This window comes from Haloarcula japonica DSM 6131, from assembly GCF_000336635.1.
Lineage (GTDB): Archaea > Halobacteriota > Halobacteria > Halobacteriales > Haloarculaceae > Haloarcula > Haloarcula japonica.
On record NZ_AOLY01000007.1, the window covers coordinates 1 to 18,430 of the forward strand.

21 protein-coding genes are annotated in these 18,430 nt (G+C 63.1%); 12 read left to right on the forward strand and 9 right to left on the reverse strand.

Annotation, left to right across the window (positions count from 1 at the left end; translation table 11 throughout):
- Together C444_RS03225 and C444_RS03230 are read left to right on the forward strand one after the other, a co-directional pair.
- On the forward strand, nucleotides 1–626 hold a 626-nt coding region (locus C444_RS03225; protein WP_004590900.1), incomplete at its 5' end, for a DUF3459 domain-containing protein.
- A 101-nt stretch (nucleotides 627–727) separates the two neighbouring features.
- A complete protein-coding gene (locus tag C444_RS03230; protein WP_004590901.1) occupies nucleotides 728–1,894 on the forward strand; it encodes an ABC transporter ATP-binding protein in 1,167 nt (388 codons plus the stop codon).
- Between the two features lie 143 nt (nucleotides 1,895–2,037).
- Here the strand turns inward: C444_RS03230 and C444_RS03235 are convergent, their stop codons facing one another.
- Nucleotides 2,038–4,056 carry a glycoside hydrolase family 15 protein gene (locus tag C444_RS03235; protein WP_004590902.1) on the reverse strand — a complete coding sequence of 673 codons (2,019 nt, stop codon included), beginning with the start codon at nucleotides 4,054–4,056 and terminating at the stop codon, nucleotides 2,038–2,040.
- A 175-nt stretch (nucleotides 4,057–4,231) separates the two neighbouring features.
- On the opposite strand from C444_RS03235, the gene C444_RS03240 reads away from it, so the two are divergent.
- The gene (locus C444_RS03240) at nucleotides 4,232–5,284 is read left to right on the forward strand and encodes a TrmB family transcriptional regulator (protein ID WP_004590903.1); all 1,053 of its coding nucleotides are present in this window, start codon (nucleotides 4,232–4,234) and stop codon (nucleotides 5,282–5,284) included.
- 43 nt (nucleotides 5,285–5,327) lie between these two features.
- Here C444_RS03240 and C444_RS03245 read toward each other — a convergent pair whose 3' ends face one another.
- On the reverse strand, nucleotides 5,328–5,801 hold the full coding sequence (locus C444_RS03245) for a type IV pilin (RefSeq protein WP_004590904.1): 474 nt from the start codon (nucleotides 5,799–5,801) through the stop codon (nucleotides 5,328–5,330).
- Nucleotides 5,802–5,909: 108 nt separating this feature from the next.
- The gene (locus C444_RS03250; RefSeq protein WP_004590905.1) at nucleotides 5,910–6,908 is read right to left on the reverse strand and encodes a glutathione S-transferase family protein; all 999 of its coding nucleotides are present in this window, start codon (nucleotides 6,906–6,908) and stop codon (nucleotides 5,910–5,912) included.
- Nucleotides 6,909–7,118: 210 nt separating this feature from the next.
- Here C444_RS03250 and C444_RS03255 point away from each other — a divergent pair, with 210 nt between their 5' ends.
- A complete protein-coding gene (locus tag C444_RS03255) occupies nucleotides 7,119–7,652 on the forward strand; it encodes a 50S ribosomal protein L16 (RefSeq protein WP_004590906.1) in 534 nt (177 codons plus the stop codon).
- 245 nt (nucleotides 7,653–7,897) lie between these two features.
- Nucleotides 7,898–8,095, forward strand: a complete 198-nt coding sequence (locus C444_RS03260; protein ID WP_004590907.1) for a hypothetical protein — start codon at nucleotides 7,898–7,900, stop codon at nucleotides 8,093–8,095.
- 67 nt (nucleotides 8,096–8,162) lie between these two features.
- Here the strand turns inward: C444_RS03260 and C444_RS03265 are convergent, their stop codons facing one another.
- Nucleotides 8,163–8,594, reverse strand: a complete 432-nt coding sequence (locus tag C444_RS03265; protein ID WP_004590908.1) for a universal stress protein — start codon at nucleotides 8,592–8,594, stop codon at nucleotides 8,163–8,165.
- Nucleotides 8,595–8,771: 177 nt separating this feature from the next.
- Between C444_RS03265 and C444_RS03270 the strand changes: the two genes are divergently transcribed.
- Nucleotides 8,772–9,635: an ATP-grasp domain-containing protein gene (locus tag C444_RS03270; protein WP_004590909.1), complete on the forward strand. Its 864-nt coding sequence runs from the start codon at nucleotides 8,772–8,774 to the stop codon at nucleotides 9,633–9,635.
- A gap of 56 nt (nucleotides 9,636–9,691) precedes the next feature.
- Here C444_RS03270 and C444_RS03275 read toward each other — a convergent pair whose 3' ends face one another.
- The gene (locus C444_RS03275; RefSeq protein WP_004590910.1) at nucleotides 9,692–10,078 is read right to left on the reverse strand and encodes an Hsp20/alpha crystallin family protein; all 387 of its coding nucleotides are present in this window, start codon (nucleotides 10,076–10,078) and stop codon (nucleotides 9,692–9,694) included.
- 201 nt (nucleotides 10,079–10,279) lie between these two features.
- On the opposite strand from C444_RS03275, the gene gap reads away from it, so the two are divergent.
- Nucleotides 10,280–11,284 (forward strand): type I glyceraldehyde-3-phosphate dehydrogenase, encoded by a 1,005-nt coding sequence (gene gap / locus C444_RS03280; RefSeq protein WP_004590911.1) that lies wholly within the window; start codon nucleotides 10,280–10,282, stop codon nucleotides 11,282–11,284.
- A gap of 319 nt (nucleotides 11,285–11,603) precedes the next feature.
- Complete coding sequence (locus C444_RS03285) at nucleotides 11,604–12,809, forward strand: phosphoglycerate kinase (RefSeq protein ID WP_004590912.1); 1,206 nt, start codon at nucleotides 11,604–11,606, stop codon at nucleotides 12,807–12,809.
- Here the strand turns inward: C444_RS03285 and C444_RS22175 are convergent.
- Nucleotides 12,806–12,952 (reverse strand): hypothetical protein, encoded by a 147-nt coding sequence (locus C444_RS22175; RefSeq protein WP_004590913.1) that lies wholly within the window; start codon nucleotides 12,950–12,952, stop codon nucleotides 12,806–12,808. The genes C444_RS03285 and C444_RS22175 overlap by 4 nt on opposite strands.
- Nucleotides 12,953–13,080: 128 nt before the next feature.
- Here C444_RS22175 and C444_RS03290 point away from each other — a divergent pair, with 128 nt between their 5' ends.
- Nucleotides 13,081–13,659: a riboflavin synthase gene (locus C444_RS03290; protein WP_004590914.1), complete on the forward strand. Its 579-nt coding sequence runs from the start codon at nucleotides 13,081–13,083 to the stop codon at nucleotides 13,657–13,659.
- Here C444_RS03290 and C444_RS03295 read toward each other — a convergent pair.
- Entirely contained in the window at nucleotides 13,656–14,690 is a 1,035-nt protein-coding gene (locus C444_RS03295) for a PrsW family intramembrane metalloprotease (RefSeq protein WP_004590915.1), read from the reverse strand. The two genes, C444_RS03290 and C444_RS03295, sit on opposite strands and share 4 nt — an antisense overlap.
- A 165-nt stretch (nucleotides 14,691–14,855) precedes the next feature.
- On the opposite strand from C444_RS03295, the gene pdxT reads away from it, so the two are divergent.
- The 3 genes from pdxT to C444_RS03310 all read left to right on the forward strand — a co-directional run bounded on the left by pdxT (nucleotide 14,856) and on the right by C444_RS03310 (nucleotide 17,779).
- Nucleotides 14,856–15,449 carry a pyridoxal 5'-phosphate synthase glutaminase subunit PdxT gene (gene pdxT, locus C444_RS03300; RefSeq protein ID WP_004590916.1) on the forward strand — a complete coding sequence of 198 codons (594 nt, stop codon included), beginning with the start codon at nucleotides 14,856–14,858 and terminating at the stop codon, nucleotides 15,447–15,449.
- A 36-nt stretch (nucleotides 15,450–15,485) separates the two neighbouring features.
- Nucleotides 15,486–15,782: a phosphoribosyl-ATP diphosphatase gene (gene hisE / locus C444_RS03305; RefSeq protein ID WP_004590917.1), complete on the forward strand. Its 297-nt coding sequence runs from the start codon at nucleotides 15,486–15,488 to the stop codon at nucleotides 15,780–15,782.
- 62 nt (nucleotides 15,783–15,844) lie between these two features.
- On the forward strand, nucleotides 15,845–17,779 hold the full coding sequence (locus C444_RS03310; protein ID WP_004590918.1) for a response regulator: 1,935 nt from the start codon (nucleotides 15,845–15,847) through the stop codon (nucleotides 17,777–17,779).
- A 5-nt stretch (nucleotides 17,780–17,784) separates the two neighbouring features.
- Here the strand turns inward: C444_RS03310 and C444_RS22885 are convergent, their stop codons facing one another.
- Both C444_RS22885 and C444_RS03315 read right to left on the reverse strand, forming a co-directional pair.
- Nucleotides 17,785–17,916: a hypothetical protein gene (locus tag C444_RS22885; RefSeq protein WP_004590919.1), complete on the reverse strand. Its 132-nt coding sequence runs from the start codon at nucleotides 17,914–17,916 to the stop codon at nucleotides 17,785–17,787.
- A 103-nt stretch (nucleotides 17,917–18,019) separates the two neighbouring features.
- Nucleotides 18,020–18,337: an ASCH domain-containing protein gene (locus tag C444_RS03315; RefSeq protein ID WP_004590920.1), complete on the reverse strand. Its 318-nt coding sequence runs from the start codon at nucleotides 18,335–18,337 to the stop codon at nucleotides 18,020–18,022.
- Nucleotides 18,338–18,430 lie beyond the last annotated feature (93 nt).

Genomic DNA, 18,430 nt, shown 5'->3' on the forward strand with positions numbered 1-18,430 from the left:
TTGCCAGCCCGCTCAGAGATGTGTATAAGAGACAGGACCTGTTCGACGCGCTCCGTGACATCGGGACTGGGGAGGCACCGGCGACAGCGCTGTTCGAGGCGCTCGACGCGACACCCGAGCGCGGCTATCCCGACCGTGCCGCTCACATGCGGTACGTCGACAACCACGACGAGGACCGCTACATCGACGAGTGCGGGGCCGCGCCGCTGCGGGCGGCCGTCGGAGCCACGTTCACGCTCCCCGGGACCCCGATGATCTACGCAGGACAGGAACGCGGCGTGGAAAAGCAGCGCGGGACGATGCGCTGGCACGACGGCGACAACGCGCTGACGGACTTCCACCGGCGACTGGTGGACTTGCGAACCGACTACGCTGCGTTACGCGCGCCGGCCGTACGCCCGGTTCTCCACACCGTCGAGACGGACGATGCGGACAGGGTCGTCGCGTACGAGCGCACCGACGGCGACGAGACGTTGGTGGTAGTCCTGCACTTCGGCGACGGGACGGCGACGGTATCGTTCGATACCCCGGTCGGCGACACTGACCTGCTCAGCGATGACCAGGTCGGCGGCGACGGGACGGTCGAGGTTGGGGATGTCGTCGTGGTACCGGCGGCCGACAGCTAAGCCGGCTGCGCTCACGGACCAAGCGGTGCATCTGCCCGACGCTAGAACTTCTATGAAAAATCCCATCAAACTTATTAGCGATGAGTGTGAGACTCTGTGTAATGGCGAGTCTCGAACTAGACGGTCTCCGCAAGGAGTTCGACGGCGGCTCCATCGTGGCGGTCGACGACGTCGACCTGTCCATCGACGATGGGGAGTTCGTAACGGTTGTCGGGCCCTCGGGGTGTGGGAAATCGACGACGCTGCGGATGATTGCCGGGCTCGAACGGCCGACGAGTGGGCGAATCCGCATCGGCGGCGAGGACGTGACGGACGTTCACGCCCGCAAGCGCGACGTGGCGATGGTCTTTCAGAACTACGCGCTGTACCCGCACAAGTCAATCCGGCAGAACATGGCCTTCGGGCTGCGAATGAGCACTGACCTCTCGAAGGCGGAACGCGAAAAGCTGGTCACCGAGACGGCCGAGATGATGGGCATCGGCGACCTGCTGGATGACACGCCGGACCAGCTCTCGGGCGGCCAGAAACAGCGGGTCGCGCTCGGGCGCGCCATCGTCCGGGAACCGGACGTGTTCCTCTTCGACGAGCCGCTGTCGAACCTCGACGCGAAGCTCCGGACCACGATGCGAACGGAGATTCAGCGCCTGCAGGAGGAGCTCGGTATCACGGCCGTCTACGTCACCCACGACCAGGAGGAAGCAATGACGATGGGGGACCGCATCGTCATCCTCAACGACGGGGAACTCCAGCAGGCCGGCCGACCGAAGACGGTGTATAACAATCCGACGAACCAGTTCGTCGGCGGCTTCGTCGGTTCGCCCTCGATGAATTTCCTCGACGTGACCGCGGAGCCGTTCGACGGCGGTGTGCGGCTCACCGGCGCGAACGACGACTTCGTCTATGACCTCACGGGCGGTCGAACCAATGCCTTCGGCGACATCCAGCCCGGCTCGTACGTGCTGGGTGTCCGCCCGGAACACGTCTCCGTCAGCGATGGCGGTGACCAGAACGCCGTCCCAGCGACGGTCGACGTGCTCGAACCCGTCGGCAGCGACAACTACCTGTATCTCGATCTGGGTGGGTCACAGACCGGGTTTGAGGGCGACGGCGCGCCGGATTTCATCGCCAGGGTGCGCACCGACGTGGAGCCGGCCATCGGCGACCGCGTGCAGGTGTCGTTCGATGAGTCCGCGGTTCATCTGTTCGATTCGGAGACCAGCGAGGCAGTCACGCCCGGCGAGGACACGCCCGTCGCAGCACCGCAGTAGGTCGATAGCCAGTGCTCCGCGTTCGAACGTAGTCGCTGTTTTCGACTAGTTATAGAGTCCCTACGGCCAGCCGGTACGCTTTCGAACTCAAGCAGCGAGGTCCGCGTAAAGAGGTTACCCGCGGACGCTCAGTGACTCGGCGGTTACTCGCGGGCGCTCAGCGGTTCGGTAGTGAGCTCCCCGGCGTCAGCGAGGTGGGCGACGGTTGCCAGTCGGAGCGCGTGGGGCCAGCCGAGCGGCGTGCCACAGTCAGGCGTGCCGTCGTCGAACAGCTGCTCGGGCAGGTAGCCGCTGGACTGAACGAGCGAGCCACCGGGGAGGATCTCGCCCAGCAGGTCCCGAGAGCGGGCGTAGGCCGCCGCCGCTCGGGTGTCGTCGGCGTCACGCAGGAGCGCGCCCAGCTGAGCGGCCCCGTTTGCGCCCCACGCTGTCGAGACAGTCCAGATTTTCTCGCGGTCCTGCGAGCCGCGTCGCCAGTCGTCGTCCTCGAAGCGGACGAGACCGCGGATGTCGCCGGTGTCCCGTTCCAGCCCGTCGAGCGTCGTCTCGATGTGGGTACAGAGCCGGTCGCGAGTCCCCGCGGGCAGGTCGATGGCCTCGGCGGCGACGCGACAGGCGGCGGGGAGGGCCAGCGTCGCGGAGTCGAGTCGGTCGTCGATGGCCCCGTCGTGTTCACGAAGGGCGTAGCGGTCACCGGTCCACAGCGTATCCAGCGAGGACAGCACCGTCTCGGCCTGTGACCGGGCGTGGTCTCGGAGCGTGGCACAGACGGGCGCGCGGGCGACGGCCGCGTAGGCGTGCAGGAAGGTCGCGGCGGTGTGCGTGAACCGGCCCTGCATGTTCTCCCAGGCGTTCTGGCAGGCGATGGGGAGGCCGTCGTCGGCCAGTGTGTCGTCGATGCTCTCGACGGCGCGCCCGAGCGTGGCTTCTATGCGCTCCGGGTCGGCCGGCTCGTCGGTCCGGAGGTACGTCGCGAGGAAGGTGGTGACACTCGCGGTCTGGTCGGCCTGGTAGTCCGCGTCCGAACCGCTTTCGAGCCGGGCGTTCGCCCAGCCCGGCGCAAGCGTCTCATCGCCGGGCCAGACCCGGTGAGGCCAGCTCCCGTCCGGTTGCTGGGTGCGGCAGTAGAATTCAGCAGAGCGCTGGTGCCACGCATCAAGTCCCAGGTCGAACGTCCCGTCGGCTTCGAGCAGGAACGCGGATATCTCGGCGTCGTCGCGGAACCACGTGTAGCCGTACCCGCCGGAGGTGACGTAGTACGGGTCGAAGTCCGGCGCGGCGATTCTGGCCCCGTTCGTGGCTGAAAGCAGCGAGAGGACGCGGAGATCGGCCACGACGCTCTCGCGGCTCGGCGTGTCCGCAGGCACAGTCCACTGGCGCTGTGCCTGGCCCGCTTCGAGCAGCGTCTCAGAAGTATAGTGGTCGCTCACCAGCCGGTCGATGGTCGACAGCGCCGCGTCACGGCCGATGTCGTTCGTGTCAGTCAGCAGTGTCGTCAGCGTGACGCCCTTGTCGACAAAGGGTGCGGACAGCAGGACACTACCAGTCAGCGTCGTATCCTCGTACCGGCGCTCCCCGGTTGCTCGGGGGAACGAGACCGGGTCGTCGTCGACGAGTTCGGGGAACCGCTCGGGGATTTGGCCCTGAACGGCGTCAAGTTCGGTAGAGACACCGACGAAGTCGTGTTCGGACCGGTGGTAGGCCTCGACGGTGTTTCCGTGCATCAGCAGGCTCTGTCGGCCGTCCCGCCCGTCGGGTGCGAAATCGACGAACGCCCGAAGCGATACGTCAGTGGGTGCGTCGCCACGAAGTTCGAACCGGGTGACGTGAGCCTGCTCGATGGTGCAGTCCGTCTGGACGACGGCCCAATCGCCGCAGTCGTGGATGGTCTCGACGACGCCTGCGTCACCGCGATACCGCTGGTCGGCGTCGGCGCTGAACCACGTCGTCGAACCCGTGTCGATACCGAACCGCGAGCGGTCGATCCCCGTGAGCCCACACAGCGGATAGGAGTAGTCCCGCAGTGAGCCGTCGCTGTCGACGTGGACCAGTCTGCTGTCGAGTCCGGAGAAAGTACCCGTCGTAGAACGGAACTCGCCCGGGAACTGGTGACGGCGGTCCCGGGTCCGCTTGAAGTCGTTAAGTGCCGTCCGGAGCGTCATTGATGAGAGACACCACTGCGGGGAATATAAAATATGGTGTAATAGTTTTTCATTCTTGTGAACGGTGGTGGTGGGCTAGTCGACGATACGGTTCCGTTGAGGCGGCTTCGGGGGCGTTGGTGGGCCATACAGCACCGAAACACAGTTATCCGCCGCCGTTACCAGATGTGAACAGATGGACGATTCGACTCTCAGGGACAGGCTGGAGCAACTGGGCCTGTCGGAGAAGGAAGTCGACACGTACCTGTCGATTCTCGGCAGCGGCGAGGCCACGGCCAGCGAAATCGCCGACGACACCGGAGTCTCCAAACGGTACGTCTACAGCATCAGTGAATCGCTCGAAGACCGCGGGTTCGTCGAGGTCAACGACCACGTCGTGCCCACGACGATACGCGCCCGGCCGCCCGAGGAGGTCATCGACGCCCTGACCGACCGGCTAGAAGAGATGAGCGGGGCGCTCGATTCCCGATACTCGTCGAGTGCGCGGGAACCCCAGCAGTTCGACGTCATCAAGTCGCGGGTGACAGTCATCAAGCGACTCACGGAGTACATCAGAAACGCGGAACGGGAGATCATGCTGTCGGTTCCCCAGCAATACCTCCCGGAGATCTCGGAGGAACTGGCCGCGGCCGTCGACCGGGGCGTCCTCGTAATGCTGGTCGTCAGTAGCGCCGACGGCTTGCGTCCGGATGACGCGAGTGGGCTGGCCTCCGTGGTCCGGTCCTGGGATCAGCCGATGCCGATAATGCTCACCGTCGACGCTCAGTTCGGCCTCGTCTCTCCAACCGAAATGGTGACACGCACCAACTCCGACCAGCGCGCCATCGCCTTCGTCCAGCAACAGCTCGTCCCCGTGTTGTCTGGGTCGTTCCTCGGGAACTACTGGCTGATGGCCACCGAGGAGACCGTCACCGACCCGGCCCCGCTCCCGGCCACTTACCACGATTTCCGCCACGCCGTCCTCCAGGCGACGCTTCACCTGCGCGCGGGCCACGATGTGCAAGTCTCTGCGGAAGTGCGACCGGTGCAGGCCGAGGACGACACCACTCATATCGAAGGGGTCGTCGTCGAGACGAAACAGGGAGTGGCCGAGCCACAGACCAACTCCTACCCCATCGAACACACGCTGCTTGTGGACATCGGCGACCGGACGGTCTCGCTTGGCGGCTCCGGGTCGTTCATTGAGGACTACGAAACCGACGAGGTCACGCTCTCGCTGGCCGAGTGACGAGAGCCGACCCACCGGCAGCTAGAGGGGTCGAACCGACGACTCAGTTACGCTGGCTCGGGTCCGGCCAGCGATAGATGACGTACGTTTCCGACGCCGGTTCATCCACGGGGTTCCAGACGAGCCAAAGCGTCGCATCGCCCAGGTCCAGGTGCTCCCCGCTACCGATGCCGGTGAACTGCCCCCGATGGATCGTAATTTGGGTCCCCGACGTAATCCGTGTCGAGGCCTGTGCCCGTATCGGGTCGCTGGCCAGCGTCACGTCGCTGCCGTCGGAGCTTTTTGCGCCCGACACGACGACAGTGAGGGTATCCCGGTAGACGGTTTCACCGCTGCTGAAGCTGAGGTTCAGATACTCCCCGTTGCCAGTGGTTCGCTCGCTGTAGTCGGCCACGATAGCGACCTGGGGTGCCTGCGTAGGCTGTTGCTCGCTGAAGCCGAGCGCGAACACGCCGATAGTGGCGGCGAGAATTGCAACAATGCCGACGAGGATAACAACACCAATGACTGGGCTCACGGCCCGACTTCGCCCATCTACCCGACTCATTGACCACAGGTGAGAACTGGGTATATAAAAGGAACAGCGTCGACTCAGCGTTCGATATCCGGCCGCGAAACCGCTCGGTTACGCTGTCGGGAAGAGCGTCTCGGGGAGGTCGCCCGGCAGGTCGTCGCGGTCGTGGTCGGCCTCGAAGTCGGGGTCGGGACCCATCGGGATGATGCGCTTCGGGCTCACGTCGGGGTGCGTGGTGTAGTAATGCTCCGTGATGTGGTCCATGTTCACCGTCTCGGCGACATCGGGGAGCTGGTAGAGGTCCCGGAGGTACGGCCAGAGGTTATCGTACTCGCGGATGAGCTTGTGGTTGCACATGAAGTGGGTGTGGTACACTTCGTCGAAGCGCACGAGCGTCGTGAACATGCAGATGTCCGCCTCCGTCAGGCGGTCACCGGCGAGGAATCGCTGGTCTTCGAGGACAACGTCCCAGTGGTCCAGGGCGTCAAACAACTCTTCGACGGCCTCGTCGTAGGCCGACTGGCTGTTCGCGAAGCCACTCCGATAGACGCCGTTGTTGATCGGCTCGTAGATGTCGTCGATGATGCGGTCGACCTCGTCCTGATAGCCCTCGGGATAGAGGTCAACATCGTTGTCAGACACGTCGTCGAACTCGGTGTCGAGCATCCGGAGGATTTCCTCGGACTCGTTGTTGACGATGGTCTCTTCCTGCTTGTCCCACAGCACCGGGACCGTCACGCGGCCAGTGGTGTCGGGGTCGGCCGCGACGTAGACCTCGCGGAGGTAGTCCGACCCGTTGACCGTATCCGGCGTGCAGCCGTCCTTCTCGGGCGTGAACTGCCAGCCGTCCTCGCCGCGGAAGGGGTCGACGTAGTCGACGGTGATAGCGTCTTCGAGCCCCAGGAGCTTCCGGGCGACCAGAACCCGGTGAGCCCACGGGCAGGCGCGGCAGGCGTACAGGTGGTACCGGCCCGCCTCGGGCTGGAACCGCGCGTCGGGGTCGTCCTCGACCCGGTCACGGAAGGTGGTGTCCTGCCGGTCGAAAGCCCCGTCCTCGTCCGTCGTTTCGTACGCGTCGGTCCGCCACTCGCCGTCGACGAGCATGTTCATTGGTTACCGTCCGTAGGCGCGCGAAGCCTAAAAGAGCGCGGTGACAGCGGTGTTACTGGGACAGTACTGCGATATACACAGGCATCACAGTACCGTTCAGTTTGGGCCCGTTCACGGTTGCGAGCCGGTGTATGGGATACCACGACACGCCGCCGGGCGGGTTCGAAGCCCTTATTGGGCCGCTCGGCGACGTATTCTCCAAGAGTACCTATGTCGGACAAACCCGCCTCAATGTACCGGGACATCGACAAGCCCGCGTACACCCGACGCGAATACATCACAGGCATTCCCGGGTCGAAGATCGCACAGCACAAGATGGGCCGCAAACAGAAGGACGCCGACGAGTACCCCGTCCAGATCAGCCTCATCGTCGAGGAGACCGTCCAGCTCCGTCACGGCTCGCTGGAGGCGTCTCGCCTGTCGGCCAACCGCCACATGATCAAGGAGCTCGGCGAAGAGGGCGACTACAAGATGATGCTGCGGAAGTTCCCCCACCAAGTCCTGCGTGAGAACAAGCAGGCGACCGGTGCCGGGGCCGACCGTGTCTCCGACGGGATGCGTGCCGCCTTCGGGAAAATCGTCGGCACCGCCGCCCGCGTTCAGGCTGGCGAACAGCTCTTCACTGCTTACTGCAACGTCGAGGACGCAGAGCACGTCAAGGAAGCGTTCCGCCGTGCCTACAACAAGATTACGCCCTCTTGCCGCATCAAGGTCGAGCGGGGCGAAGAACTGCTGATCGCGTAAGTCAATCAGCAACGTCTTCTCACCGTTTGCAGAACACGGCGAAGAACTGCGTATCGCGTAAGTCGGACAGCGGCGTTCGCTCACCGTTCGTACGGTGGAACAACCGCCCGACTTCGTTTTTCAGCGCCGCTCCGAAAAGTCCCGAGTAACGTCCCAGTTGCTGGATGGCGCAGGTACCTCCACTTTCTTGTTTCATGTTACCATTACCCACAATACTCTTGCACCCGTCCCGCGTACCTCCGCGTATGGTACTCCGACTCGCACTCCTGGCCCTCGGCGTCCTCGAACTGCTCCGGCCCCGGAAGGTCGTTGACTTCTGGATGGGACTCGCGACGACAGATGGCGACGAGATTAACCTACGCCCGTGGGTGTACAGCGCCGCCCGCGTCGAAGGCGCGCTTCTCGTGCTGTGGGTGCTCCGGCGGCGTCGTAGCGGCGAGTGACTCGGCAAAGTAACTGGGCAACGATCGCCACACCACACTGCTGACCGGCACTACTACCGGTTGCCCGCTACGTATCGTCAGATAGCCGGACCGTCAACACCGGCGCGTCCGCTGTCCGGACGACCTTCTCAGTGACGCTCCCCAGCAGAAACCGGTCCAGACCGCTCCGGCCGTGGGTTCCCATGACGATCATATCGACACCCGTAGTCTCGGCGTAGTCGATAATCTCCTCGTACGGATCGCCCATTCGGTGCTCGGCGACAACGGCCGCACCGTGGTCGGCAATATCGTCGACAGTCTCATCGATGACTTGTTCAGTCTGTTCCTGCAGCGATTCGATAGTCGTTGCTTCTGCCGCGGCGCTCCCGAGATACGTCGAATCGACAACAGAGAGCACGTGTATCGACGCGTCGTGCGTCTCCGCCAGTTCGAGCGCGTGTGCGAGCGCCTCGTCTGCACCGTCACTCCCGTCAGTCGGAAAGAGAATATCGCCGTACACGCGTGGCCTATTTTTCCCCAATATACTTAGTATTTGTCTGACAATTTCGAATATAGTCCTGTATTCATCCACTCTACCCGTTATTCTGCGGATTGTGGTGGCCGGAGCGCGGCACGCGACAGGGCTTCGACTGTGTGGCTGCGAGCGTGTTTTATTCCTCCACGACAACGAAAATCCATGCACAGGCTGGCCGTCGCCACGAACGCCGAGACCTTCGAGCGGATGCAAGCCCCGCTGGTGGCCCGGGATATCGAAGTGGGCCACGTCGAGACGGCCGAGCGGACACTGGCGCTCGATGAGAGTCCCTACAGCGAGTACGACGTGGGCTTCGTCTACCCCTCGCGGATTATGGAAGGTGCAGTCGCCGATGCCATGCTTGACGTGCCGTGGGTCAACGACCGCGAGGCTATCCTCCGCTCGCGGAACAAGGCCGACGTGCTGGCGCGCCTCGGACGCGCAGAAATTCCCGTTCCCGAGACCGTCGTCGTGTCGAACCCGGCGAGCGAGGCCGAACTGACGGCGGCGTTCGAGCGGTTCGACCCGCCCGTAGTCGTGAAGCCGAACTCGACGACCCGCGGCGTCGGCGTGGCCAAGGCTCACGATCTGGATTCGTTTCTCGGCATCGTCGACTATCTCGATCTGGTTCACGACTACCGCGCGGTCGGCGACCAGTCGTTTCTCGTACAGGAGTACATCGCCGACGCCGCCGACTACCGCGTGATGATCGTCGACGGCGAGTACGTCGGCGCGGTCGAGCGCCGCCTCCCCGAAGCGAGCCGCGAACGGGGCCGGTGGAAGCACAACGTCCACCGTGGGGCCGAAGCCGAAGGTCGGGAACTGCCACCCGAGCTACGGGAACTGGCCGAAGACGCGGCCGAGGAACTGGGGATTCCATATCTGGGCGTCGACCTGCTGGTGACCGCGGACCGCGCAGTGGTCAACGAGACGAACGCCCGCCCGACGATCGACTCGGCGACAAAGTACGAGGACGGCTTCTGGGACGACTTGGCGGCGTTGATACGGCAAACGGCTGAGCAGTAGCAAAACACGCGTGCTGTTGCTGGCACGCGAAAAACCAGAACCGCGTATCGGGCGCGCTACAGTTCGATGTCCGCGGAGTCCTCTTCGGGGTCGAAGGTGACTTCGAGGATGCCGTTGTTGTACGTCGCGGCGGCGGAGTGTTCGTCGACGCGGGTCGGCAGGGTCAGTCGTTCGTGGTACTCGCGCTCTGGACTTTCGGCGTTGATCGTGAGGACAGTGCCGTCGCACTTGAGGTCGATCGCGTCCTTGTCGACACCCGGAACGTCGGCGACGACCCGGATCTCCTCGTCGGTTTCGTGAACGTCGACGTGGAGGTCGGCCCCACCACCACCGGTGTCCCGGTCGATGTGGACGTCGCCTTCGGCCCCCATCATCTCGTCCATCATCCGCTCTATTTCCCGGAAGAACTCGTCGAACGGGTCGTCACTGTCATCGCGTCTCATTCCTATAGACCAGTACGTCCGTCCGTTTCAAAAGCCTTCGGACGAATATTGTCCCTGTTAATCGACACCGTCGAGGGAGTCCTCTCACACGACTGGGCACCTTCACCATTAATCATTCGAGCTCGAACGCGCATAAACAAACACAAATTTACAACAAATCCGAAAACATTTTACACTGACCGACTGCCTCTCTAGACACCAATGAGTGAGCCAGTCCGCGTCGGCCTCAACGGCTTCGGCCGTATCGGCCGCAACGTATTCCGCGCATCGTTACACAACGACAACGTCGAGGTCGTCGGCATCAACGACGTGATGGACGATTCGGAGATCGATTACTTCGCCCAGTACGACACCGTCATGGGCGAGCTCGAAGGTGCCAGCGTCGACGACGGCGTCCTCACGGTCGAGGGGACCGACTTCGAGGCGGGTATCTTCCACGAGACCGACCCCACACAGCTCCCGTGGGACGACCTCGATGTCGATGTCGCCTTCGAAGCGACCGGCATCTTCCGCACCAAGGAGGGCGCGAGCCAGCACCTCGATGCCGGGGCCGACAAGGTCCTCATCTCCGCGCCGCCGAAGGGCGACGAGCCGGTCAAACAGCTCGTCTACGGCGTCAACCACGACGAGTACGACGGCGAAGACGTCGTCTCGAACGCCTCCTGTACGACCAACTCCATCACCCCGGTCGCGAAGGTCCTCGACGAGGAGTTCGGCATCAACGCCGGCCAGCTAACGACGGTCCACGCCTACACCGGCTCCCAGAACCTGATGGACGGCCCGAACGGCAAGCCCCGCCGTCGCCGCGCGGCCGCCGAGAACATCATCCCGACCTCGACCGGTGCCGCGCAGGCGGCCACTGAGGTCCTGCCCGAGCTTGAGGGCAAGCTCGACGGGATGGCCATCCGCGTCCCGGTGCCGAACGGCTCCATTACCGAGTTCGTCGTCGACCTTGACGACGACGTGACGGAGAGCGACGTCAACGCCGCCTTCGAGGAGGCCGCCGCTGGCGAACTCGAAGGCGTGCTGGGCGTCACGAGCGACGACGTCGTCTCCTCCGACATCCTCGGGGACCCGTACTCCACGCAGGTCGACCTGCAGTCGACGAACGTCGTCTCCGGGATGACGAAAATCCTCACCTGGTACGACAACGAGTACGGCTTCTCGAACCGGATGCTCGACGTGGCCGAGTACATCACAGAGTAATCATCGTCCGGCCGTTCTGTTCAGAAACCGGTTAAAATATAAGAAAAGATTATGGGGTTTGTTCGCAAACCATATTGATACACACAGAGTGTGAATCGGACTCACGCAACTGGCAAGCTCTGTGTGTCGGCGCAGTCGGTGGCCCGTGACCCACAGTTAGGTACAGCGGATGAGGACCCACCACTCCCACCCCATTCTTTCTCCCCTCTCCAAATCAGCAGTCGAAACAGAAGACGTAGTGGCAGTATGGCTCGGTCGGTAAGCCGCCCGCTGTCGGACTCGGAAACCGTTAAGCGGCCGGCAGGTTTCCTCCCGAGTGATGACTTTCCAGACGCTCGATGACCTCGACGACGGACAGCGCGTCCTCGTCCGACTCGATCTCAATTCACCGGTGGAGGACGGCACGGTACAGGACAATCGACGGTTCGATCGCCACACGGAGACGATCAGTGAACTCGTCGACCGCGGGTTCGAGGTCGCGGTGCTGGCCCACCAGGGCCGCCCGGGCCGCGACGACTTTGTCTCGCTCGACCAGCATGCCGACATTCTCGCCGAGCACATCGACCACCCGGTCGAGTTCGTCGACGAGACCTACGGGCCACAGGCAATTCACGACATCGCGGCCCTCGACAGCGGCGACGTGCTCGTCCTCGAGAACACGCGGATGTGCGACGACGAACTGCCCGAGGAGGACCCGGAAGTCAAGTCACAGACGGAGTTCGTCCAGACGCTGAAAGACGAGTTCGACGCCTACATCAACGACGCGTACTCGGCGGCTCACCGCTCGCACGCCTCGCTCGTGGGCTTCCCGCTGGTCATGGACGCATACGCCGGCCGCGTGATGGAAACCGAGTACGAGGCCAACACGGCCATCGCCGAGAAGGAGTTCGACGGACAGGTGACGATGGTTGTCGGCGGGACGAAGGCTACTGACGTCATCGACGTGATGACCCACCTCGACGAGAAGGTCGACGACTTCCTGCTTGGCGGTATCGCTGGGGAACTGTTCCTGCGGGCCGCTGGCTACCCGGTCGGCTACGACATCGACGACGCGAACCTCTATGACGAGCAGTGGGAGCAAAACAGCGAGAAGATCGAGACGATGCTCGAAGACCATCGCGACCAAATTACGCTCGCGGTCGACCTGGCCTACGAGGACGAGAACGGCGACCGCGCCGAGCAGGCCGTCGACGATATCGAGGAGAAGCGCGTCTCCTACCTCGACGTCGGCAGCGAGACCGTCATGGAGTACTCACCGGTCATCCGCGACTCTGAGGCCGTCTTCGTGAAGGGCGCGCTGGGGATGTTCGAGGACGAGCGGTTCTCGGTCGGGACCGCTGGCGTGCTCGAGGCCATCGCCGACACCGACTGCTTCTCCGTCGTCGGCGGCGGCGACACCTCACGAGCCATCGAGATGTACGGGATGGAAGAGAACGAGTTCGGCCACGTCTCTATCGCGGGCGGGGCCTACATCCGGGCGTTGACCGGCGCAGAACTGGTCGGCGTCGAAGTGCTGCAGCGTTAACTGCGGCCTTTCGTCTCGGCGTGTCGCAGGTCCCAGTCCTCGATTAGTTCGTCCGGTACCTCGACGAGTCGACCGGTTTCGGTCGGCTCCGTCCGTGCGTGACGGCCAGTCCAGTCGTGGTCAGCGTCGGGCGTAGCTGCCATACACCGCGCTATCAGCGGCGGGAATAAATTCCTTCTGCAATGTTGGTGAATATAATTACTCGATTCCGAGTCTATATTCCGTCTCCGGGAAGCGAAGTGCTTTCCGCCAGCCGCGCCGTATCTGGGATATGTTCACCGGAATCGTCGAGACGACCGGCGAGGTGCAGGCAGTTATTGACGATGAGGGCGGGCGTCGGATGCGGATCGGCGCGCCGTTCGAGGGACTCGACCACGGTCAGTCAATCAGCGTCAGCGGCGTCTGCCTCACCGTCGAGAAGGCGGCCGACGGCGAGTGGTTCGAGGTGTTTCTCGCCCAGGAAACCCTCGCCCGGACGTTCTTCGACGACCTCGACGGTGGGGACCGGGTGAACCTTGAGCGGGCGATGCCCGCCGACGGCCGGTTCGACGGCCACATCGTGCAGGGCCACGTCGATACGACGGCCGAAATCGTCGGTATCGAGCAGGAAGGCGAGGACTGGACGTTCACCTTCTCCCTGCCTGCGGCCCATCGGGATTATCTAGTCCAGAAAGGGTCGATAACGGTCGACGGCATCAGCCTGACCGTCGCTGACCGGCGCTCCGAGGAGTTTGACGTGGCGATTATCCCGACGACCTACGCCGAGACGACGCTGTCTGAGAAGTCGGTCGGCGATCCGGTGCATCTGGAGGTCGACGTGGTCGCAAAGTACGTCGAACAGTTGGCCTAAGGGTCGAACTCAGTCTGTTCCGGCCGAAGCGCAGTCTCGTCCGGGTCCTCGTGAGCGCGCTTGTAGGCCCGCCGGTAGGCGTGAACCTTCTTCAGCAACAGCAGGCCGAAGAACGAATCGTACACGATGACGAATCCGAAGAACGCGACGAGGAAGTCGACGTTGTATATCGTGGCCACGATGGCAGTAACTGGGCCGGCTAGCGTGTTGTAGACGGCATGGATGAGCGAAGCGATGAGCAGCCCTTTCAGGACAATCGGCCCGGCATCGTCCGGATTGAACTTGGCTAGCCCGAGGTAGTAGCCGGCGAAGGCCGAGTAGATGACGTGTCCCGGTCCCGCGAGCGCTCTGACCGCGGTGATGTTGCTGCTGGCCGCGAGTAACTCAACCGTCCCCGTAGCCATCTCGGCGTTTTGGGTGATATACAACGCGTTTTCAATGGTCGCAAAGCCAAGGCCGGCGGCGGCACCGTACACTGCCCCGTCGACGACGGCGTCGAAGCGGTTGTCACGGAAGGCGTACAGGCGCACCGCCAGCAACTTCACTGTCTCCTCGACGGGACCGACGATGAGGAAGAAAACGAACACCTGACCGAGGAACGGGACCAGACCGAATCCGGAGCCGATTATTTGCACCGGCTCGCCAAGGAACCCGTTGAGGACGCCCGCGAAACCGGCGAACAGCACGCCAAGGAGGAACGTCCCCACGAGCAGCGTTAGCGGTTCCTGCGTGGTCACGTCGGCGTAGTAGATGTAGGCCGCAAGGCCGAGCGCCGGCACGGCGGAGAGAATCGCCATCCCAGCAAACAGCGGCTGGTCGCCGAGCGCGCCGAGGCTCCCGAACGCGACCTGCAGGAGGAGAATCGCAATAGCTGTGAGCACAACCAGATACCGCAGCGTCCGTATTCCGATGTGGTAGAGCCAGTGGGCGAACCGGTCCAGTGTCGACCGGGGCTCCCAAGTCGATATCTCGTAGAGGTCTGCCGACCCATCCGCGTTTACCTCAACCGGGTCCTGCCGTCGCTTTCCCATGTGCCACGTCTACAGTCCGCCTCACCTAACCGTTTGGTTCGGTTAGACCCGAACGAGCATTGGTGGCGGTACGGCTGACACTATGATTAGTCAGGACAGCCCCTGCCAGAACAGACACTTGCAGGAGACGAGAAGCTTTTCGCACAGGCTCACTAACGGGGATGTATGACGCTACGCGCGGGTGTACTCGCGGTTCAGGGCGACGTCTCTGAACACGGGGACGCAATCAAGCGGGCAGCAGCGGCCCACGACCGGACCGCGGAGGTCGTCGAGATACGTGAGGCAGGGCTGGTCCCGGACTGCGATGTCCTGTTGCTACCGGGCGGGGAATCGACCACGATTTCACGGCTTATCCACCGGGAAGGCATCGCAGAAGAAATCGAGGCCCACGTCGACGCCGGGAAGCCGGTGCTGGCGACGTGTGCCGGGCTCATCGTCAGCGCGACCGACGCACAGGACGACCGCGTCGACACGCTGAACGTCATCGATGTCTCCGTCGAACGCAACGCCTTCGGACGACAGAAAGACAGCTTCGAGGCCCCGCTTGACGTGACCGGACTCGGCGAGTCGTTCCCGGCGGTGTTCATCCGTGCACCGGTCATTGACTACGTCGGAGAGGACGTCGAAGTACTGGCGGCGTGGGACGACCGCCCGGTCGCGGTCCGTGACGGGCCGGTCGTCGGCACGTCGTTCCACCCCGAACTGACCGAGGACCCGCGCATCCACGACCTGGCCTTCTTCGACTCCGTGGAGTCGTAGCGACGGCCTGAAGGCCCCGCTAACCGAACGGCGGCTATGAGCGACGACACCGGCGACGTCATCGACGAACTGTTCGCGGTCATCGAGGATCGCAAGGCGAACCTCCCGGAGGACTCCTACACGGCGTCGCTGTTCACCCACGAGAAGGGCGAAAACGCCGTCTTGGAGAAGATCGGCGAGGAGACGACGGAGCTGATTCTGGCGGCCAAAGACGACGACACCGAAGAGCTCGCCCACGAATCGGCCGATATCGTCTATCACCTGCTCGTCCTGCTGTCGATGAAAGAAATGGATGTCGATGATTTGCGATCAGAACTGGCCAAGCGGCGGTAAGGCGACCCCTCACCAGGTGAGGAGCGCGATAGATTGACACTGACACAGTTCATATCAGGAGTATGGGCCATGTGGCGTCGGGCGTTACAGTCCTCTGTGTCGATGACGAACCGTCGTACGCAGACCTGATCGCGACACATCTCGAATCCAACGACGAGGCGATTGACGCCACCGGGGTCACGAGCGCGACAGACGGACTGTCGTATCTAGCTGAGCACGACGTGGACTGCATCGTCAGCGACTACGACATGCCCGGCATCGACGGACTGGAGTTTCTGGAGGCGGTCCGTGCCAGAGATCCGGATATACCGTTCCTGCTGTTTACCAGTCAGGGGAGTGAGTCGCTCGCAAGCGAGGCGATCACAGCCGGCGTCACTGACTATATTCAAAAAACGCACGGGACCCAGCAGTACGCCGTGCTCGCCCAGCGAATCCGAAACACAGTCGAGCGAGTCAGAGCGAAAGCAACGGCCGACACCGCACAGGAACGGACGAAACGGATTCTCGATGCGACGAGCGATGCGGTTCTCGTCAGCGTCGCCGACACCGTCGTGTACGTGAACCCGGCGGCGGTGGATTTGTTCGGCGCCGCCGACAGCGACGAACTCCGCGACCGGCCACTGACTGAACTCGTCGAACCGGTGGACGGCGGGACCGAGGCTGTCGAACGCGTCGTCAAGAACGGCCCGACGGCCGACAAGGTCAGACGGATAATACGGACGATGGCCGGTAACAGCATCCAGGCCAGCGTCACAGCGTGTGACGTGACTTGGGACGGCGAAGACGGCACAGTGGCGGTCATCAGCGACCGAAGCGATAGCGACGAGCGCGACCACCGACTCGAAGCGCTCCACGAGGCCACGCGGGAGTTGATGGCCGCGGAAGTCCGCAACGAAGTCGCCGGCATCGGCGTCAACGCCGCCGCAGAGATCATCGGCCTCGATGCGAGTGCTGTCCACCTCGTCAACGACGACGGCCAGCTGGAGCCTGTCGCCGCGACCGCGTCGCTCAAGGAGCTTATCGGCGACATCCCGGCGTTCGGGCCGGACGACAGCATCGCCTGGCGGGTGTACGAACGCGGCGAGGTGACTGCAGTTCCCGACGTGCGGTTGGAAGCGGACGTGCAGAACCCAGAGACGCCGATACGCAGCGAGCTGTATCTGCCACTGGGGGAACACGGCATTCTCATCGCTGCATCGACGACTGTCGACGCCTTCGACGAGGCGGACATCGTCGCTGGACGGGTCCTTGCGGCGAACATGGAGGCGGCTTTCGCGGCCGTCGAACGCGACCAGCAACTCCGCGACCGTGAGCAGGAATTGTCGATGCAAAACGACCGGCTGGAACAGTTCGCCACGGTCGTCAGCCACGACCTCCGCAATCCGCTGAACGTCGCTATCGGCCGACTGGAAACGCTAAAACAGGAGGTCGATGACGATAACGTCGCCGCAGTAGAGCAGGCACTCGACCGGATGCAGACGTTGATTGACGACCTGCTGTTGTTGGCCCGGACCGGCGACAGCGTCGCGGAGATGGAAACGGTGGCACTGGCGACGGCAGTCACTGACTGCTGGGAGGTCGTCGATACCGGCGACGCGGCGCTGGTGGTCGACACCGACCGCAAGATACAGGCGGACATGACGCGGCTCAAACAGTTGCTGGAGAACTTGCTTCGAAACGCCGTAGAGCACAGCGCTACGGGCAGTCAAATCCAGTCTGGCGGTGCCGATGACCACGGCAGTCCGGACGTGACAGTAACGGTTAGTGAGATTCCGGGCGGGTTCGCCGTCTCGGATAACGGCCCGGGTATCCCCGAAGCCGACCGGGAGACGGTGTTCGAAAGCGGCTACTCGACGACGACTGACGGCACCGGATTCGGGCTTTCGATTGTCTCACAGATCGCCACTGCGCATGGCTGGACGGTCACGCTCACTGAAAGCGACACCGGCGGTGCACGCTTCGAGTTTACTGATGTCGACGTAGTATCGAAAGAATAGGGCGCTCAGTCGTCGTCTTCGTCGCGGGCTTCGCTCATGTGCTCCCAGATTTCGGTACAGCCACAGCCGTCTTCAACGTCTGCGAGATGTGACCGCTCCGGGTCGTCCGCTTTCGACTTCGTCATCGTCTCTGTCATGTAGTTACTGATAGTTACCGGAGTTGATAAGGGTTGTCTGCGATGCGGTGGCAGTCTGCTCGGCTGTCGATTCAATTGCCGGCTGTCATCAGAGACCCCCGTCTCACTCGTCGACGGGCGCAAATCGGTGCCGGACGACCTCGCTGTCATCGTCCCACTCGAAGCTGCCGTGAACCTTTTTCATCCGCTCTTTGTACGCCGCCAGGTCTTCAGACCCTTCTCGCTGTGCGTCCTCGTCCGTCATGTCGCCCAGCGTCCGGTGTGTTACGTCTGTCACCTCGAACTCAGTGCCGTCGATCTCGAACGTATCGCCCTCATCAGCGTACTGGTGACCACGGTGCATCTGGGTGACCCGCCCCTCGGCGGCCATCTGCTGGACGTGGTCGTTGGGGAGAATCTCGCCGGCGTCAATCTGTGCCATACCGGAACTGTGTCCGGGACGCTGAAAAGCGTGACTCGCAACAGTTTGGGGAGCGATTGAACGCGCTTTTACGCTCCGGCCGTCAACGGAACC

Coding starts and splice junctions, on each gene's coding strand:
- C444_RS03270 (WP_004590909.1), top strand. CDS start 8,772: ATGCACAGGCTGGCCGTCGCCACGAACGCCGAGACCTTCGAGCGGATG.
- C444_RS03275 (WP_004590910.1), bottom strand. CDS start 10,078: ATGAGACGCGATGACAGTGACGACCCGTTCGACGAGTTCTTCCGGGAA.
- C444_RS03255 (WP_004590906.1), top strand. CDS start 7,119: ATGTCGGACAAACCCGCCTCAATGTACCGGGACATCGACAAGCCCGCG.
- hisE (WP_004590917.1), top strand. CDS start 15,486: ATGAGCGACGACACCGGCGACGTCATCGACGAACTGTTCGCGGTCATC.
- C444_RS03260 (WP_004590907.1), top strand. CDS start 7,898: ATGGTACTCCGACTCGCACTCCTGGCCCTCGGCGTCCTCGAACTGCTC.
- C444_RS22175 (WP_004590913.1), bottom strand. CDS start 12,952: ATGGCAGCTACGCCCGACGCTGACCACGACTGGACTGGCCGTCACGCA.
- C444_RS03290 (WP_004590914.1), top strand. CDS start 13,081: ATGTTCACCGGAATCGTCGAGACGACCGGCGAGGTGCAGGCAGTTATT.
- C444_RS03250 (WP_004590905.1), bottom strand. CDS start 6,908: ATGAACATGCTCGTCGACGGCGAGTGGCGGACCGACGCGTACGAAACG.
- C444_RS03235 (WP_004590902.1), bottom strand. CDS start 4,056: ATGACGCTCCGGACGGCACTTAACGACTTCAAGCGGACCCGGGACCGC.
- C444_RS03315 (WP_004590920.1), bottom strand. CDS start 18,337: ATGGCACAGATTGACGCCGGCGAGATTCTCCCCAACGACCACGTCCAG.
- C444_RS22885 (WP_004590919.1), bottom strand. CDS start 17,916: ATGACAGAGACGATGACGAAGTCGAAAGCGGACGACCCGGAGCGGTCA.
- C444_RS03240 (WP_004590903.1), top strand. CDS start 4,232: ATGGACGATTCGACTCTCAGGGACAGGCTGGAGCAACTGGGCCTGTCG.
- C444_RS03310 (WP_004590918.1), top strand. CDS start 15,845: ATGGGCCATGTGGCGTCGGGCGTTACAGTCCTCTGTGTCGATGACGAA.
- C444_RS03295 (WP_004590915.1), bottom strand. CDS start 14,690: ATGGGAAAGCGACGGCAGGACCCGGTTGAGGTAAACGCGGATGGGTCG.
- C444_RS03285 (WP_004590912.1), top strand. CDS start 11,604: ATGACTTTCCAGACGCTCGATGACCTCGACGACGGACAGCGCGTCCTC.
- C444_RS03230 (WP_004590901.1), top strand. CDS start 728: ATGGCGAGTCTCGAACTAGACGGTCTCCGCAAGGAGTTCGACGGCGGC.
- pdxT (WP_004590916.1), top strand. CDS start 14,856: ATGACGCTACGCGCGGGTGTACTCGCGGTTCAGGGCGACGTCTCTGAA.
- gap (WP_004590911.1), top strand. CDS start 10,280: ATGAGTGAGCCAGTCCGCGTCGGCCTCAACGGCTTCGGCCGTATCGGC.